Here is a 17,349-nt window from a genome sequence, read left to right as displayed (position 1 = left end):
GCGGTTGTCGCCTACGGGGCTGATGGTGGGGCCTGGGGGCTGGTCGCGGGAAGCTGCCGGTGGGACCCGGTTAGACACGATATGACCCAGCTAGACCCGATAGGACCCGGTGAGACCCGGTGAGACGATGACGCCGGGGTTGAGCAGGCCGGTGGGGTCAAGGGCGTGCTTGACGGCCGCGAGCACGGCCAGCTCCGCCGGTGACCGCGACAGGCCCACCCACGCCATCTTGGCCCGTCCGACGCCGTGTTCGGCGCCGATGCTGCCGCCGTCGGCCGCGGCCCGGGTGAGGATCGCCGTGGTGAGCTCCTCCCGGCCGCCGGTGTCGCCGCGGTCCAGCCCGGTGACGTTGACGTGCAGGTTCGCCTCGGCGAGATGCCCCCACAGGTGCAGCCGGGCGGACGGCGCCACCGCCGGCACCAGGGCGCGCAGGTCGTCGACAAAGGCGGACATGCGGGCGAGCGGGACCGCGACGTCCAGCTTGAGCGGGACGTCGAGCGCGTTCACGGCCGCGGTGTGCCCCTCACGGTAGGCCCACAGGCGCTCCCGGTCCGTGGCGGTGGTGGCGACGACCGCGTCCAGCACGCCGGTGGCGGTCTCGACCGCCGCGGCAAGATCACCGGTCGGATCGGTGGGCCCGACGCACTCCACCAGCAGGTACGGGGTGTCCTGCGGGAACGGCCGGCCGGGGAACGGGGCCGGCCGGCCCTGGTGGGCGCACACCAGGTCGACGCCGTCGCCGAAGACCAGTTCCACGGCGTCCAGGGAGGCCACCGTAGCCCGCAGGGTAGCCACAAGACCGACCGCGGCGGGCAGGTCGGACACGGCGAGCAGGGCGGCCGTGCGGGCGGCGGGCAGCCCGACCAGCCGTAGCTGGACCTTTGTGATGACGCCCAGGGTGCCCTCGCTGCCGACGAACAGCGACGGCAGGTCGTAGCCGACGTTGTCCTTGGGCAGACCGGACAGCCGCCGCAGCACGCTGCCATCGGCCAGCACCACCTCCAGCCCGGCCACCTGGCCGCGGGTCATCCCGTGGCGCAGCACCCGCTCGCCACCGGCGTTGGACGCGGCGATCCCACCGACGGTGGCCGAGTCGCGGGCGGCGAAGTCGACGCCGACGCCGTAGCCGGCCGCGCGTGCGTGCGCCTGGACGTCGGCAAGGGTCGCCCCGGCCCCGGCCGTCACCAGCCCGGCGGCGGCATCCACCGGCTCGATCGCGGTGAGCCGGCGCAGGCTGAGCACCACTGCCCCAGCCGCCGCGCCTGCCGGCACCGAACCGCCGACCAGGCCGGTGTTGCCGCCCTGGGGCACCACGGGCACGCCGTGCCGGGCGCAGATCCGCAGCACGGCGGCGACCTGGTCGGTCGTCGCGGGACGGGCTACGGCCACAGCTCGCCCCCGGAAGGCGCCCGTCCAGTCGGTTTCGTAGCTCACGGTCACGTCCGGGTCGGTGAGGACGTGGGCAGCGCCGAGCGCACCGACGAGATCTGTGATCAGCACCCATCCATCATGCTGGGCCGTGTCATCGGGTCCAGGCACGGGGCCTGCCGCGAAGGACCCGGTGATGCTGGTGGCTGTCAGCGACCAGTGCCATCGAGCCGCAGCCCGTCCGGGCCATCGCGGTCACCACGGCCTACTACGACCTCCGCGGCCACCACGACCTCCGCGGCACCGGCTGGGGATGCCGCGGCCGGCAGCGGTCGTGGCGCCGTCACGGTACGGCGTCATACCACCAAGCTGTGTCACAAAGTTCATGTCGTGGACGAGCGGCCGTCCGCGCTGCCTCCCCGGGGCTTGGGACCGTGTTGTCGTGCGCGTCGCAGTGATCACCGAATCTTTTCTGCCGCACGTCGATGGCGTGACCAACTCGGTCTGCCGGGTGCTGGAGCATCTGCGGCACCGCGGCCACGAGGCGCTCGTCATCGCGCCCGCGGCCGGGACGCGTACGCCAGCGGCCTACCCCGATGTCTATGCCGGCGCCCCGGTGCTGCGGGTGCCGTCGGTTCCGCTGCCAGGATATCCGGCGTTCCGGGTGGCGACGCCATGGCCCCGGCTGGTCGGTGTGCTCGCAGGCTTCCGGCCGGACGTCGTGCATCTGGCGGCCCCGGCGGGGCTGGGCGCGCAGTCCGCGTTCGCGGCCTGGCGGCTCGGGCTGCCGAGCGTGGCGGTGTACCAGACCGACTTCGCCGGCTTCGCCGCCCGCTACGGGCTCGCCCAGGCCGAACGGTCCATCTGGCGGTGGGTGGCCGCCGTCCACCGCCTTGCCGGGCGGACGCTCGCGCCGTCATGGCCCGCGGTCGACATGCTGCTGCGCCAGGGCGTCCACCGGGTCGCCCGCTGGACGCGCGGGGTCGACCTGGAGCGGTTCCATCCGCGCCACCGCGACCCGGCGCTGCGCCGCGGTCTCGCCCCCGGCGGGGAGGTGCTGGTCGGCTATGTCGGCCGGCTCGCCCGGGAGAAACGGATGCACCTGCTCGACGCCGTGCAGGACATCCCCGGGACGCGGCTGGTCGTCGTCGGTGACGGCCCGCTGCGGCCGGCGCTGCAACGGAAGCTGCCCCGGGCGGCCTTTATGGGGTTCCGCTCCGGGACGGAACTGGCGACGATCTTCGCGAGTCTGGACGTGTTCGTCCACACCGGCTCCCACGAGACGTTCTGCCAGGCCGCCCAGGAAGCCAAGGCCAGCGGCGTCCCGGTGGTGGCGCCGGCCGCGGGCGGCCTGCTCGACGTCGTCGACGACGGGCACACCGGGCTGCACTTCACCCCGGACTCCCCGGCCGCGCTGGCCGACCGCGTCGCCGCCCTCGTCGCCGACACCGGCCGGCGGACGGCCATGGGTCTCGCCGCCCGCCAGTCCGTCAGCGGCTGCGGGTGGAGCGCCATCGGGGACGAACTGATCGGTCACTACCAGGACGTCCGCGGCCTGAGGACGGGGCACACCAGCGGTGTCGCCCTGCGGTCACGGGCTGTCCTCGCCCGCCGGACGGCGCACTGCCACCGCAGTGCCGACCGGGCCGGGACATGTCATGACGAGGACGGGAGCACCCGGTGAAGATCGTCCAGGCGGCCAACTTCGTCGCGCCGCGCTCCGGTGGCATCCGCACGACGCTGCGGCACCTCGCCGCCGGGTACACCGCGGCCGGGCACGACGTCGTCCAGATCGTTCCCGGGGAACGCGACGGCGTCCGCCACACCCCGGACGCAACCGTGATCACCATGCGGGCGCCACTGGTGCCCGGCACCGACTACCGGGTGCTGACCGAGCCGTGGCGGGTCATCCGGCTGCTGGCGGCCGAGGCGCCCGACCGTGTCGAGGTCCACGACCGGGCGACCCTGCGCCCGCTCGGCCGGTGGGCCCGCCGGGCCGGGGTGGGATCCGTCGTGGTCAGCCACGAACGCCTCGACCGGCTGCTGAACCTGTGGACGCCCCGCCCGCTGCGCGGGGTGCTGCCGGTGCGGGCCGCCGCCGACCGCTCCAACGCCGCGCTCGCGCGGTCGTTCGACACAGTGGTCACCACCACCGCGTGGGCGGGCGAGGAGTTCCGTCGCGTCGGCGCCACCAACCTGTGCCGGATCCCCCTGGGCGTCGACCTCGACCGCTTCCGTCCCGACCGTTACGACACCTCGCTGCGGCGGGCCTTCGCCCGTGACAGCGAGGTGCTGCTGGTGCACGCCAGCCGGCTGTCGCCGGAGAAGCGGGGCGACACCGCCGTGGACGCCCTGGCGGAGCTGGTCCGCCGCGGCGTCCCCGCCCGACTGGTGATCGCCGGGGACGGCCCGATCCGGGGGCGCCTGACCCGGCGTGCCGCCGGCCTCCCGGTGATCTTTCTTGGCTTCGTCGCGGACCGTGACCGGCTCGCGGCCCTGCTGGCGACCGCGGATGTGCTCCTCGCCCCCGGCCCGGTGGAGACGTTCGGGCTGGCCGCGCTGGAGTCGATGGCCAGCGCGACCCCGGTCGTGGTCCACCACGGCAGCGCCCTGGCGGAGCTTGTCGTGCCCGGCGCCGGGGTCGTGGCCGCGGGCAGCGGCTGGACCTTCGCCGACGGCGTGGAGGATCTGCTCGCCCGCGACCCGTTCACCCGCCGGCAGGCGGCCCGGGCCCGCGCGGAGCAGTTCCCGTGGCGTGTCACCGTCGACGGGTTCCTCGCCGCCCACGGGCTGGGCCCGGCCGACGGCCGGCACCCCGCGCGGCCGCGGCCCGCGGACGGACGTGTCCGCGGCGCCGGCCGCGCCGCCTGACCGCGCCGCGGACACCACGATGAACGACACGACGGCCGGCGCGATCACCGACGCAGGCACCGGCGCGATCGCCAGCACGGCGAACGGCACGGCGGTCGGCACGGCGGTCGGCGCCACGGGCATCGCGACGCGCGCCGTCACAGAACACGATCACCGCGGCCGTCCACCCGGGCGTGTCACGGGCATCGCGACGCGCGTCACGGCAGCCCGCCACGACACCACGACCGCATGTCCGGCCACGACCTCCTGTTCCGGCACGGCGACCTGCTTCGTCGCGCTCGGCGACAGCATCACGGCCGGGCTGGGCGACGGTGTGAGCATGGGCCGCTACCGGCGGGCCCACGCGGCGCGGGCGCTGGCCGGACGCGGCTGGGCTGCCACGCTCGCCGCCTGCCTGGCCCCGGCCGGGCAGGTCCGGTTCGCCAACCTCGCGACCACCGGGGCGACCAGCCGGGACGTCCGCGAAACCCAACTGCCGGTGGCCCTCGCGCTGCGCCCACAGATCGCAAGCCTCATCGCCGGCATGAACGACCTGCTCTCCCCGGGGTTCGACCCGTTACGCCTGCGGCGCAACCTGGTGTGGAGCGTCCGGGACCTGCGCGCGGCCGGCGTCCTGGTGCTGATGGCCCGGCTGCACGACCCCGGGCGCCTGCTCCGCCTGCCCGCGCCCGCGCGCCGTCTGCTCACCATCCGGATCGGGCAGCTCAACGCGGCGGTGGACGCCGCCGTCGCGGGCGACCCGGGGGTCCTGGTCGTCGATCTGGCCCGCCATCCCGAGGCCTACCGGCTGTCGACCTTCGACGTCGACCGAGTGCATCCGGGGCCGCGGGGCCATCAGCTGATGGCCCGCGCCTTCGCCGAGGCGCTGCGGGACGCCGGCGTGCCGCTGCCGGTCCTGCCGGTGGTGGGGCCGCCCACCACACCCGGCCGGCTTGCTCACGCCCGCTGGATGGCGTCGGTGGGCGTGCCGTGGCTGCTCGCCCGCCCGGCCGCGCCGTTGCGCCGTCTGGCCCGGCGCACCGCGACGGACCACCGAGCCAGACGCGGCAGCACCGGCAGCACCGGCAGCACCGGCAGCACCGGCAGCACCGGCAGCACCGGCAGCACCGGCAGCACCGGCACTATAAGCATTATCAGAGTCACCGATGGTCATCACGGGCGCGTCGCCTGACGCGGCGCCATGCCCGATGGCCGAAGCCGGCCCGGACGCGCGCGGCCGCCTCGCCGGTGCCCATCGGCCCGGCCACGGCACCCGCCGACGCGGCGACGAGCCCGCCCGCGACGGTCGACCGGTTGCCAACCGTCGACTGGGTGTGACCCCCGGCAATCTCCGATGAGGACCGTCGCAGGACATGGCAACCATTCCTTACCGTAGGCATCGTGATTTGCGGCCAAGCTGCCTCACCTCGCTCAGGGGCACTCACCGGATGGGGTAACGCGTGGCTTGCCGGGCTCGTCAGCACCGATGAGGCGATCACCCGAATCCTCGTGGGTTCTGGTGGGCCCGGCGCCCCCCACACCATCGACGGCGAAGGGCTCGCGCTCGGTCTCGGCCAGCTGCGGACCAGCGGCGCGCGCCGGCTGCGGCTCGTCCTGCCCGTGCCCGGTGACGTCAGCGGTCTGCCCGGACCGGCGGAGGTCAACCAGGAGGCCCTGGCCGCCGGTGAGGCGGTGGTCGTACTGGGCCCGGTGCCGCCGCTGGTGCTGATACCGTCCGTGATCGCGCACGGGCCGGTCGTCGAGGGCGGCCTGGAGTCGGTGCACTGGCGTTCGGCGACGGGCCGTCGTCTCCCGCCCCCGCCGTCCCCGCTGCGCGCAGCCGAGCACGAGCTCAACGACGCCATCCGGACGGCAACGGCCGCGCTGCTGCATCTCGACCGGGCCAAGGTCGACCCGGACACGCTCGCCGCGCTGCGCGAACGCCACGAGGACGAGCCGACGCTCCTGCTCCCCCCGGGCTATCCACCGCCCGCGCACGCGCTGCTGGCCCGGGCGGGCCGGATCGCCGGTCTGATCGACCTGGCCGCCCGTGACGACGGGGCGGCGGTCACCGCCGAGGAGATCGAACGCCGTTCGACCACGCTGCGCGGGCTGTCCGCGGCGGTCCGCCGGGCCTGCGAATCGGCCTACGACGCCTTCGACCCCTCCCAGTCCCTCGCCCGGTAGCGTTTCTCCCCCACCCCGTAGGACACCGTTCGGGCAGGGAGCCGTTCGGGCAGGAAGCGGAGGCGGACCGAACGAACGCTTCTCCCCGCCCGGCGGCACGCCGTCCCGGCACGGATGCCGATCGGGGTGTCGATCAGGGGGCATGGCCCGGCGAGCACTCCCCGCCCGGGAGCGTTCACCCGTCCGCCCGCGCGCTACCGTAGGCGGGGGCCCAGCGCGCGGAGCCCCCGTCTATGGACAGAGCCGGGGCCGGGGATCAGTTCAGGCGCGGGCAGAAGTGCCCGGACGGCCCGTCCGGGCGGCCGCAGAGCACACACGAGGGACGGCCGGCCGCGACGATGCTGCGGGCGCGCTGGACGAACGCCTTCGTCTGGTCCAGCGACAGCGAGACCTCGAGCGTGTCGAGCTCGGCGTCCGCGTCGGGACTGCGCACCCCGCCCCCCGCGAGCCCGGCGGCCTCGACAAGCACCCGTTTGCCGTCCCAGGACACCGTGAGCCTGCCAAGATGGAAGTCCTCCTCGAACGGCGCCTCCAACGGCGCGAGATCGACGTCGACGTCGTGGGACTCCGGCAGCTCACCTCCGGCCGTCCGGCGGACCTGGCCGAGTAGCGTCGTGAGTCCTTCGGTAAGAGCGCTGACCTCGGCTTTCTCCAGGCCGACGGTCACGACCTGCCCACGCGAGCTGGCCTGTAGGTAGAAGTCACGTTCACCGGGCTGGCCGACGGTTCCGACCACGAAACGGTCTGGTGAGTCGAACACGTGCCGTTGCCGCTGATACACCTCGTCCCTCCTGGCGGTCCTTGTACCGGTGGGTGGCCGGGCCGCGGCTGCGGCCACCCACCGGTTTCCCCGGTCGACGCCCGGCATGCCGGCGTCACCCACGGGGCCTGGCCGTCTTCCCCGTCATGAAGCTGCTGTATGAACCTTGCTACGTCGTGAACCTGCTACGTCGTGAACGTTTTATCCCCGGAGATTCGTCCCCGACGACATCATGGACGTCCAACCTTATGGACATCATTGTGAACCGTAGCGCCACCGCCCACGTCGTGGACGTCACAGATGTCGCGGTGGGCACCATCGGATGTCTCCAGCGGCGCGGGCCCGCTGCCAGGAGCATCCCCGCCAGGGGCAGTCCCATCAGGGGCATCGCTGTCAGGGACATCGCTGTCAGGGGCATCGGGCCGATGGCCGGCGGTGTCCTGGCCGGGCCGCTCGTCCGCGGGGACGCCGGCGGCGGCCGGCAGCCGGCGGCCCGGCCCTCGCGGGGCGCAGCACCACAGCGGGCACACGTCGTGGCCTGGGCCCAGCGGGCTCAGCGCCGCCCGGGGGCGGTGCCCGTACCTGCGCTCGTCGAGAAGCTCCCGGACCATGGTGACGAACCGGGGGTCAGCACCCACCGTGGACGCCCGACGGAAGCTCAGCCCGACCGCCCGGGCCCGCTCCGCCGCCATCACGTCAAGATCGTGGATGACCTCCATGTGGTCGCTGACGAAACCGATCGGCACCACCACGACCGCCTGGGTCCGCCCGGCGGAGCCGAGCGCCGCCAGATGATCGCCGACGTCCGGCGCCAGCCACGGCACGCTCGGCGGGCCGCTGCGGCTGGCGTAGACCAGGTCGTGCGGGTGACGGCGGCCGGTGCGCAGCGCCACCCGCTCAACGATCACCGCGGCGGCGGCGGCCAACTGCCGGGGGTAGGCGTCCCCGTCCGGGCCGCTGTCCGCCGACTGCGTGAGCGGGATCGAATGGGCGACGAAGACCAGCCTGGTCCGCGCCAGCGACGCGGCGGGGATCGTGGCCAGTTCGTCGACGACATGGTCGACCATGGGCAGGACGAAACCGGGATGGTCGAAGTACTGCCTCAGTTTGATCAGTTCCGGCGCGCCCGGGCCGAGCTGGGCCCGCGCCCGTGCAAGGTCCTCGCGATACTGGCGGCAGCCGGAGTAGGAGGCGAAAGCGGACGTCACGAAGCAGGCTGCCCGGCCAACGCCGTCCCGCCGCATCGCCCTGAGCGCGTCGACGAGGAACGGTGACCAGTTGCGGTTGCCCCAGTAGACCGGCAGCGGCGCGAGTTCGGCCCGCAGCGCGGCCAGCAGCGCCCGGTTCTGGTCGTTGATCGGGCTGCGGCCGCCGAGACGGCGGTACTGTTCGGCGACCTGGGCCAGCCGCTCGTCCGGCACGCCCCGCCCGTGGGTGACGTTGCGCAGGAACGGCATGACGTCGGACGGCGCCTCCGGGCCGCCAAAGGAGACCAGCAGCAACGCGTCGACGCCCACCGGTTCTGTCCGGCCGGCCGCGGTCATGGTCCTGGGCATGATCATGGGAATGATCGTGGTCCGGCTGTCACTCGACACGTCCGTCATCGTCCCCCGCGACCGGGACACGACGCACCCCGCCCCGGGCACGAACCCAGAACGCAACACACCCGAAGCCTCATACGCCTCGGCTCGCCGGCCTGGCGGGCGAGCCGAGGCCGCGAGCGGAAGGCGTGACGTCGGGAACGCGGTGAACGAACTCGGAGGTCACGTCGGCGCTCCGTTCGCGCGCCTGTGCGGCGGTCCGGCGGTCGTTCGCGATGGTTCGCGGTGGTCTAGAGCCCCATGCTCAGGCCGCCGTCGACGGGGATCACGGCGCCGGTGATGTAGGAGGCCTGGGGGGAGGCCAGGAAGGCCACCAGGGCAGCTACGTCCGCTGGCTCGCCTATCCGCCCGATCGGCACCTGGTTGAGCAGGTTGTTCTGCTGGGCGTCGGTGAGCGCGTCGATCATGTCCGTGCGGATCGGGCCGGGAGCCACCACGTTGGCGGTGATGCCCCGGGGGGCGAGCTCCCGGGCGAGGGAACGGGAGAAGCCGATCAGACCGGCCTTGGACGCGGCATAGTTCGACTGCCCCGGGGAACCGATCAACGCCGAGACCGACGAAATGAAGATCAGCCGCCCGCGCCGCAGGCGCAGCATGGGCCGCGCCGCGCGCTTGGCCACCCGGTACGCGCCCAGCAGGTTGGTGTCGAGGACCTCCTGGAACGCGTCCTCAGCCATGGTGAGAAGAAGCGTGTCCCGGGCGATCCCGGCGTTGGACACCAGCACCTCGACCGGCCCGAGCTCCGCCTCCACCTCGGTGAACGCCTTGTCGACGCCTTCCGCGCTGGTGACGTCCAGGCGGACGCCGTACATCCCGTCCGGCGCATCGCCGCCACGGCTGGCGACCGCTACCCGGTCACCGCCCGCGGCCAGCGCGGCCGCGACCGCGGCGCCAATCCCTCGATTACCGCCGGTAACAAGCGCTACCCGTCCTTCACCGTCCACCATGGGGTCGATGCTAGCTGCCGTATCGCACGCTCCATGCTTATCACTGAAAGTGACACGCCGAATTCCCAGCGCATCCAAAGCGCCCGCGGCGCCCAGCCCGCGATCACCTCTGGACCACCTGGCCGGACAACTCCGGGCCACCCGTTCCTTCGGTCGCCCCCCAGTGGGCCACCGAAGATCATCTGGGCTGGACGGGGTCGGACCACCCGGGTCTGATCGCCCGTCCGGACGCTTCGCGGGACGATGCAACGGTGCGCCTGACGATCAGAGTCTCCCCCCGCTCGGCCCGGACCTCGGTCGGCGGCAGCTCCCCTGCCTCCGGAGCTGGCGCCCCAGGCGAGTCCCCGGCAGAGAACCCCACCGCGGCGGACGACCCCACCAACGGCAGCCCGCCGGATGCCGCCACGCCCCTCGTCGTCCGGGTGACCGCGCCGGCGGTGGACGGGCAGGCGACCGAATCGGCGTTGCGCGCGCTGGCAACGGCCTTCGGCGTGCGCCGTCGCGAGGTCGTGCTGGTCAGGGGCGCCACCAGCCGGACGAAGATCGTTGAAATCAGCGGGCTACCCGAATCCGCGCTGCGCAGCCGCCTGGCCGAACTCACCGCCACACCAGGGAAATGAAGAAAAATCAAAGAAAAGTCGAAGCAATCGGGTACATGGTGGAAGCTCGCCCGGCAGTTGGCGGATCCGGGCCCACCGCCGCCCAAGGGTCCGGCTCGTCCGCCCCCGCTGGACCGGGTTCCCCGAACTCGGCCCGGCAGAAAGCCGCGCACAAACATGATCGCGCGGCCTTTGGCCCCACACCCGACCCGCAGGCCGCCGGCCGCGCACAAACATGATCGCGCGGCCTTTGGCCAGGTGGATGACGAGGCGGAACCGCTGGAGCACAACCTTTGACAAGGGCTCATCGTCCGGATATTGGACAGTTCGTGTCGACGGAGGCCAGGTTGCTTGCGCCGGGTGAAACTCATGACACCGTGCACGGACGGCTCCGGACACCGCAGGCGTCCGTGACCGGCCCCGTGACCGGCTCCGTGGCCGGCTCCGCGGCGGGCTCACCGGTCACGCCCGCGCTCGCCGACAACGCCTCGCCCACCGCCTCCGCTTCCGTCTCCGCCGCTGTCGAACCCCTCGACCTGCCGGCCCTCATCGAGATCGAGCGACGGCTGCGCGGCCTGGCCACCGCGCTGATCGACGACATCGAGGACGCGACGCCGCACCGCGGGCCGGCCGTCACCAGCGGCGATACCGTTGGCACTCTGCGTGCAACCACGCGTTCCCTGGCAAGTCTGATCACCGTTCTGTGGTTCGACGCGCTGCGTGCGGGTGACCAGCTCCGGGTGCCCCCGACCGCGTTCCCGCTGCTGGAGGCCGTCCATCGGCTGCTCGCTCGCCACGACCCCGGCCCGGACAGCCCGTCCGGACCGCAGTCGCGGCCCGCTCCCGAAGCCTCGGTAGAGGCCGGGCACCTGCCGTTGCCGCCAGGCCTGGTTGGCGTGATCGTGGCCCCACGCTCCGGACCGGTGGTGACGGCGTGGGACGCCCTTGCCACGCGGTATGCCACCGGCCATCCCGCACCGGCCGAGATCATCGGGCATGCTGGCGCCGCCACCTCGACTGGTACCGGTAAGCATCCCGACGTCGCCGCGCCGGCCGCCGCGGGGACGCCCGGACGGCAGATCTGCCTGCTTGACCACACCGAACTGTTCGACGGCACCGTGTGGGAACCCGTCACCGATCCGCGGGTCCGCCGCCTGGGCGAGCTGCTGTGGATCGTCACGGTCCGCGCTCATCCGGGTGCGACGATCGCAGCCGAGGCGGGTGTCACCGACCAGGCACGCCTCTTCGCCGCCGCCGACTGGCAGGTGCTCACCGTCGGCCACGGGCGGACGCTGTCCGCCCTGTTCGGCAGGCCGGGCGGGCAGGCGCTGCGCCGGCGGCTCGACGGGATGGGCTGTGCCGAGTTCCAGGAGCTGTTGCGCTCGCCCGGAGCGGAGCTGCGCCGGCGCCTCGCCGGGCCCGGGGCGTCCGGGGCCGGCATCACCCGGCTACTCGACGAACTGTTCGACGACGAGATCGCTGCTGCTCTGCGTGATGTCGGCGGCAACGACCTGCCCCTGCTCGTGGACGCCTTCGACGAGGTCGACCCGCACCGGCCCACCGTCCTGTTCGTGCACGTCGACGAGGCCGCCGCGGACCGGGTGGGAGAACCGGGCAGGTCGGACGGATCAGCCCGGCCAGAAGAGGCGGACGGGACCGACGGGACACGCGGAAGAACCACGGGCCCCGATGGGACAGCGGCGGGGACGGCGGGGACGGGCGGCGCCGGCCGTGTCGACGAATGGGCCGGGCTGCCCGCGGGCAGCACCGGCGCGCGCCTCGCGCGCACCGTCCGACGCCGTCTGGCGCCGTCTGGCGCCGAAGCCGGCCGCGCGGACGGAGCCTGCGCGAATCCCGCCCGACCTGGGCCGCTCCTATCTCGGCCGGGTCAGCACGCTGGCCGCCTTCGGCAGCGTCATGCGTGACCTCGCCGACGGCCGTCCGCGGGCCGCCGCCGGCATCGTCACCGCCACCACCACGGACGCCACCACGGCGTTGGCCGGGTGGCGGGACGCCGTCGGCACATGGTCGGTCTCCCAGGCTCCCACGCCTGGGCAGACGTCCGGGCCGGCGCACGGGCAGGCCGGCGGGCAGCTGGCCGAACCGGTGCCGCCGGGCGTGCTGGCAGGGCTGCTCGACGGGCTGGGCCGGACCTGGCACCGGCTCGGCCACCCCCTGCGCCCGATCGGCGTGACCAGCGGCACCAGCGCCGGCCGGGTCCTGCCGCACTGGTGCGCAGGCCTGGACGGCGACGCGCAGTCCGTTCTCGTCGTCGTCACCGACCCGGGAAGGCCCACCGCCACCGTCAACCCCACTACCGTCAACCCCGCCACCGTCATGAGCCCCGCCGGCGGCGCCAGCCTCACCGGCGGCGCCAGCCTTACCGGATCCACCGGAGCTATCGGAGCCGCCGACCGCCCGAGCCCGGTCGGCGGCGGTACCGCCGGGCTCGCCAGGACCATCCGCCTTTCCGAATCCACCAGCACCATCGCCGGCCCCGCCAGGGCGGCGCCCGGCACGGTCTGCTGGGAACCTGCCTTCGCCCAGGACCTCGCCTGGTGTGCGCTGGACGCGATCGACCAGCTCGGCCGGCCGGGCGGCCGATCGGCGCTGCTGCGGGTCTCGACACGCCCGATCGAACAGTCGCTGGCCGGGATACCCGCCGACGCCGAGGGGCGGGCCCTGCGACGCGCCGGGGTGCTCGCGGGCGGCTACCGGCTGCGTGACGGCGTGACCAGCGCCAACGCCACCGGTGGAGCCGGCGCCGGGCCCGGCAGCGGATCCGGCGGTGGGCTCGGGCCGGCGGTGACCCTGGTCGGGGCCGGCTGCGTCGTGGCCGACGTTCTCGCCGCCGCCGACGAGCTCGGCGCGGGGCTGGGCCGCGGTGTCGCCGTCGTCTGCCTGACCTCCCCCGACCTGGTCTGGCGCGCTCTGCAGGCACGCCGTGGCCTGCTGCCGGGCGACACGTCGATCCTCGACGAGCTCTTCCCCGTCGACCGGCGCGGCCCGCTGGTCACCGTGACCGACGGGGACCCACGCGCCCTGGGGTTCCTCGCCGGTGTCCACGGCGATCCCGTCTCCACCCTCGGCGCGGGCATGGTGGTGCCGGTCGACGTGGCAACGATCGTCGGTGCGGCCCTCGACCTGCTGGAAGAGATCGAAAGCTACCCGGCGTAAGGCTGCTCCGCAGGGCTACTCAAGGTGACGAAAGGAGCGGGCGCCAGGCGCCCGCTCGTCCGCGTCGAAAGGCCCGTGAGGTCCTGACGGCGGCGTGTCAGGTCCCGATCGCGTGCACGCCGCCGTCCACGTGAATGATCTCTCCGGTGGTGGCGGGGAACCAGTCCGACAGCAGCGCCACGCAGGCCCGGGCCGTCGGCTCGGTGTCCTGGATGTTCCAGCCGAGCGGCGCGCGCTCGTCCCAGACGCCCTCGAACCGCTCGAAACCAGGGATGCTCTTGGCCGCCATGGTGCGCAGCGGCCCCGCGGCGACAAGGTTGACCCGCACCCCGCGCGGCCCGAGATCACGGGCGAGATACCGGGTGGCCGACTCCAGGCCGGCCTTGGCCACCCCCATCCAGTCGTAGGAGGGCCAGGCCACGCTCGCGTCGAAGTCGAGCCCCACGACCGAGGCGCGTTCGCCGAACAGCGGCAGTGTCGCCCTGCACAGCGAGGCCAGCGACCAGGTCGAGATCTGCATCGCGGTCGCCACCTCCGGCCAGGGGGCGTCCACGAAGGGCTTTCCGCCGAGCACCGATTCGGGCGCGAAACCGATCGCGTGCAGGACGCCGTCCAGGCCGTCGGTGTGCTCGAGAACCCGGTCGGACAACGTGCCCAGATGTGTTTCGTCGGTCACGTCCAGTTCGATCACGGCGGCCTCGGTGGGCAGCCGCCGGGCGATCCGCCTGGTCAGTGACAGGCCCCGGCCGAAACCGCTGAGCACCACGGTCGCTCCCTGTTCCTGCGCGATACGGGCAACGCCGAAAGCAATGGACGCGTCCGTCAGAACGCCGGTGACAAGGATGCGCTTACCTGCGAGGAGTCCACTCACAGGCCCGCATCCTGCCAAACATCGGCTGGGGCTGGCGAGGCGGCACACCGACAAAGCAACCCCCCTCGGGGTGCCGGCGCACCGACAAAAGCACGCCAGCCGGCACACCTGACACACCGGGAAAAGCGTTCACCGGAGCACCAGCCCGAACACGCCAGCCCGAACACGCCAGCCCAGGCAAGCCAGCACGGCCGCATCGTCCAGGCCACCACGGCCGTGCCACGGTCATTCCGCCCGCGCCCGGCCCGCCCCGGACAACCGCAGGGCGATCATCGCAAGCACGCTGGCGAGCGTCGACGCGACAAGCACGGCGGTGGCCGCGCGCTGCTGGGCATCGGCGTCGTCCAGAGCCAGCCGGGACATCAGCAGGCTCACCGTGAAACCGATGCCGCCCAACACCCCGATCGGCATCACCGCGCGCCAGCCGAGGTCGGCCGGCAGACGCGCCACCCCGGCCCGCACCGCCAGCCACGCCCCGCCGACGATGCCGGCGGTCTTGCCGACGACGAGGCCGGCGATCACGCCCTGGGAGACCGGATCCTCGGCGACGGCGCCGAGAGCCGATGCCGTCACCGGCACCCCGGTCGCGGCGAGCGCGAACAGCGGAACCACGAGACCGGCCGAGAACGGGTGCAGCCGGTGCTCCAGCCGCAGCGCCGGCGCGGCCTGCTCGCCCGGATCGGGACGCACCCGGGTGAGCAGGGCGAGCCCGATGCCGGCAACGGTCGCGTGCACCCCGGATGCGTGCACGCACATCCACAGCGCCAGTGCCAGCGGCACGTACAGCGCCGGGGACCTCCAGCGCCGCCGCTGCGCGAAGGCGTACCCAACCAGAAGCACGACGGCCGCCACGAGCCATACCGGAACCAGTCCCCTGGTGAACAGGACGGCGATCAGGGCGATGGCACCGAGGTCGTCGACGACGGCGAGGCTGAGCAGCAGCACCCGCAGCGAGGCGGGCACGTTCGCCCCCGCCAGGGACAGCACGCCGAGCGCGAAGGCGATGTCGGTGGCGATGGGGATCGCCCAGCCGTCCACCGCCCCGGGGGCACCCCAGCTGACCGCGAGGAACACCAACGCGGGAACGATCATGCCACCGGCGGCGGCGGCGACCGGCAGCACGGCGGCCCGGCGGTCCGCCAGCTCCCCGACGACCAGCTCGCGTTTGAGCTCAAGACCGGCGACGAAGAAGAACACCGCGAGCAGCCCGTCCGCCACCCAGGCCCCGGCGGTCAGGTGCGTCAGGTGCAGCCAGGACGGGCCGAAGCCCAGATCTGCCCGCCACACGTCGTGGTAGCTGCCGCCGGCGAGGTTGGCCCACAGCAGGGCGAGCGCGGTGGCGGCCAGCAGCAGGAACCCGCCGGTGGTCTCCCGGCGCAGGAACTCCGCGAACGCGCCACGGGCGGCCAGCGTCTGGCTGACACGTCCAGTGACCGCGGACTGCCCGTCAACCACCGATCGGGTGCGCACCAGCGGGAGGTCCTTCCAGGGGAAGCCGACGTTGGACGCCGACCAGACTTCCCGGCACACCTGTTGAGCGGTTCGAGCGGTGACGTGTTGATGCGTTGACGCGTTGGGCGCTGTTGGCCAGTGCCGCCATCCTGGCACAGCGGGCCACGGATTTCCTGGTCATGACGTTTCTGCCCGATGGTGGATCTGCCGGAGGAGCTTCCCCGGCCCCGGCGGCCGTCGGGGCGGTACGGCCAACGCGCGACACCGGCCGGGTGCGGCGCGCCGGCCGGGCGGCGCCGTCCTGGCTGGTTCAGCCGCCCGGCAGGATCGTCATGCTGACAGGCTCGTCACGGTTTTCCTGCGTGAGCGCCTGGTTATCTTGCGGACGATCGGTTCGACGACCCGAGCGGCCAGCGGGCCGACAATCGCCATGATCAGCACATAGCAGGCGGCGAACGCGCCAAGCTTCGGCTCCACGTCGGCCACGACCGCCAGACCCGCGATGACGATCGAGAACTCGCCCCGCGCGACCAGTGCGGCCCCGGCCCGGTAGCGGCCCATCGTGCCGATCCCGGCCTTGCGCGCCGCCCACCAGCCGGTGAACACCTTCGTCGCCACCCCGGCGAGCGCCAGCAGCAGAGCGGGAAGGAACACCGGGGGGATCTCGCTGGGCTCCGTCTGCAGACCGAAGAAGACGAAGAACACCGCGGCGAAGAGATCCCGCAGCGGCGTGAGCACCTCCCGCGCGCCCTCGGCCACCGGTCCCGACACGGCGATGCCGACCAGGAACGCCCCGACCGCGGCGGACACCCGGACCTGCTGGGCGGCGCCGGCCACGAGCAGAGCCAGCCCCATCAGCCGCAACAGCAGGATCTCGCTGTTGGGATCCGCGTTCGGGTTGTGGACCAGCCGGCTGACCTGCCGGCCGTACCGCAACGCCAGGACCAGGACGCAGACCAGCGCGGCCAGCGCAACCAGCAGCGTGACCGACCCCTGGGCGAGTGTCTGGTGGGCCAGCAGCGCGGTGAGGATGGGCAGGTACACCGCCATGGCGAGGTCCTCGAGGACCAGCACGGACAGCACCACGGGTGTCTCACGGTTACCGATCCGCCCCAGATCGGTGAGGACCTTGGCGATGATCCCGGAGGACGAGATCGCGGTGACCCCGCCCAGGACGACCGCGGCCAGTGGGCCCCAGCCGAGCAGGAACGCGGCGGCCACGCCGGGCAGGGCGTTGAGCGTCAGGTCGAGCGCACCCGTGGGCGCCTGCCGGCGCAGGCCGTCGATCAGCTCCTGCGCCGTGTACTCCAGGCCGAGCGTCAGCAGCAGCAGGACGACCCCGATCTCGGCGCCGACCTCGATGAACTCCTCGCTGGCGCCCAGCGGGAACAGCCCTCCGTGCCCGAAGGCGAGCCCCCCCAGCAGGTAGAACGGGATCGGGGAGATACCCACGATGGTGGCACAGTGGCCGAGCAGCCCGAGGGTGAACAGGACCGCGCCCAGCTCGAGGAAGGTCGCGGCTATGTCCACGGGCGGC

At 73.3% G+C, this 17,349-nt stretch carries 14 protein-coding genes; 7 read left to right on the top strand and 7 right to left on the bottom strand.

Annotation, left to right across the window (positions count from 1 at the left end):
- Nucleotides 1-90: 90 nt before the first annotated feature.
- Complete coding sequence (locus FSYMDG_RS08670) at nucleotides 91-1,500, bottom strand: FAD-binding oxidoreductase (RefSeq protein ID WP_013873175.1); 1,410 nt, start codon at nucleotides 1,498-1,500, stop codon at nucleotides 91-93.
- Nucleotides 1,501-1,810: 310 nt separating this feature from the next.
- On the opposite strand from FSYMDG_RS08670, the gene FSYMDG_RS08665 reads away from it, so the two are divergent.
- The 4 genes from FSYMDG_RS08665 to FSYMDG_RS08650 all read left to right on the top strand — a co-directional run bounded on the left by FSYMDG_RS08665 (nucleotide 1,811) and on the right by FSYMDG_RS08650 (nucleotide 6,405).
- Complete coding sequence (locus tag FSYMDG_RS08665; RefSeq protein WP_013873174.1) at nucleotides 1,811-3,052, top strand: glycosyltransferase family 4 protein; 1,242 nt, start codon at nucleotides 1,811-1,813, stop codon at nucleotides 3,050-3,052.
- The gene (locus tag FSYMDG_RS08660) at nucleotides 3,049-4,239 is read left to right on the top strand and encodes a glycosyltransferase (RefSeq protein ID WP_013873173.1); all 1,191 of its coding nucleotides are present in this window, start codon (nucleotides 3,049-3,051) and stop codon (nucleotides 4,237-4,239) included. Before FSYMDG_RS08665 ends, FSYMDG_RS08660 begins: the two co-directional genes overlap by 4 nt.
- Before the next feature lie 19 nt (nucleotides 4,240-4,258).
- Entirely contained in the window at nucleotides 4,259-5,410 is a 1,152-nt protein-coding gene (locus tag FSYMDG_RS24260; RefSeq protein WP_083828466.1) for an SGNH/GDSL hydrolase family protein, read from the top strand.
- Nucleotides 5,411-5,619: 209 nt separating this feature from the next.
- Complete coding sequence (locus FSYMDG_RS08650; protein WP_013873171.1) at nucleotides 5,620-6,405, top strand: hypothetical protein; 786 nt, start codon at nucleotides 5,620-5,622, stop codon at nucleotides 6,403-6,405.
- A 256-nt stretch (nucleotides 6,406-6,661) separates the two neighbouring features.
- Here the strand turns inward: FSYMDG_RS08650 and FSYMDG_RS08645 are convergent, their stop codons facing one another.
- From FSYMDG_RS08645 to fabG, 3 genes are all read right to left on the bottom strand, one after another.
- Entirely contained in the window at nucleotides 6,662-7,186 is a 525-nt protein-coding gene (locus FSYMDG_RS08645; protein ID WP_013873169.1) for a DUF3090 family protein, read from the bottom strand.
- Between the two features lie 209 nt (nucleotides 7,187-7,395).
- Nucleotides 7,396-8,709, bottom strand: a complete 1,314-nt coding sequence (locus FSYMDG_RS08640) for a ferrochelatase (protein WP_131772388.1) — start codon at nucleotides 8,707-8,709, stop codon at nucleotides 7,396-7,398.
- 287 nt (nucleotides 8,710-8,996) lie between these two features.
- Nucleotides 8,997-9,713, bottom strand: a complete 717-nt coding sequence (fabG, locus tag FSYMDG_RS08635) for a 3-oxoacyl-ACP reductase FabG (protein WP_013873167.1) — start codon at nucleotides 9,711-9,713, stop codon at nucleotides 8,997-8,999.
- A 251-nt stretch (nucleotides 9,714-9,964) separates the two neighbouring features.
- Here fabG and FSYMDG_RS24255 point away from each other — a divergent pair, with 251 nt between their 5' ends.
- The 3 genes from FSYMDG_RS24255 to FSYMDG_RS08620 all read left to right on the top strand — a co-directional run bounded on the left by FSYMDG_RS24255 (nucleotide 9,965) and on the right by FSYMDG_RS08620 (nucleotide 13,489).
- Nucleotides 9,965-10,333 carry a DUF167 domain-containing protein gene (locus tag FSYMDG_RS24255; protein WP_013873166.1) on the top strand — a complete coding sequence of 123 codons (369 nt, stop codon included), beginning with the start codon at nucleotides 9,965-9,967 and terminating at the stop codon, nucleotides 10,331-10,333.
- A 389-nt stretch (nucleotides 10,334-10,722) separates the two neighbouring features.
- The gene (locus FSYMDG_RS08625; protein ID WP_131789826.1) at nucleotides 10,723-12,237 is read left to right on the top strand and encodes a hypothetical protein; all 1,515 of its coding nucleotides are present in this window, start codon (nucleotides 10,723-10,725) and stop codon (nucleotides 12,235-12,237) included.
- Nucleotides 12,230-13,489, top strand: coding sequence for a hypothetical protein (locus tag FSYMDG_RS08620; protein WP_043603283.1), 1,260 nt, complete (start codon nucleotides 12,230-12,232; stop codon nucleotides 13,487-13,489). The genes FSYMDG_RS08625 and FSYMDG_RS08620 overlap by 8 nt, the downstream gene beginning before the upstream one ends.
- 97 nt (nucleotides 13,490-13,586) lie before the next feature.
- Here the strand turns inward: FSYMDG_RS08620 and fabI are convergent, their stop codons facing one another.
- From fabI to FSYMDG_RS08605, 3 genes are all read right to left on the bottom strand, one after another.
- Nucleotides 13,587-14,360: an enoyl-ACP reductase FabI gene (gene fabI, locus FSYMDG_RS08615; protein WP_013873165.1), complete on the bottom strand. Its 774-nt coding sequence runs from the start codon at nucleotides 14,358-14,360 to the stop codon at nucleotides 13,587-13,589.
- Between the two features lie 225 nt (nucleotides 14,361-14,585).
- Nucleotides 14,586-15,830 carry a Na+/H+ antiporter NhaA gene (gene nhaA, locus FSYMDG_RS08610; RefSeq protein WP_237703043.1) on the bottom strand — a complete coding sequence of 415 codons (1,245 nt, stop codon included), beginning with the start codon at nucleotides 15,828-15,830 and terminating at the stop codon, nucleotides 14,586-14,588.
- 312 nt (nucleotides 15,831-16,142) lie between these two features.
- Complete coding sequence (locus FSYMDG_RS08605; protein WP_013873163.1) at nucleotides 16,143-17,342, bottom strand: cation:proton antiporter; 1,200 nt, start codon at nucleotides 17,340-17,342, stop codon at nucleotides 16,143-16,145.
- Nucleotides 17,343-17,349 lie beyond the last annotated feature (7 nt).

Origin of the sequence: Candidatus Protofrankia datiscae, assembly GCF_000177615.2 — a bacterium.
GTDB classification, from domain to species: domain Bacteria; phylum Actinomycetota; class Actinomycetes; order Frankiales; family Frankiaceae; genus Protofrankia; species Protofrankia coriariae.
The sequence above is the reverse complement of the archived record's forward strand: the minus strand, read 5'-3'. Positions and strand labels throughout refer to the sequence as shown.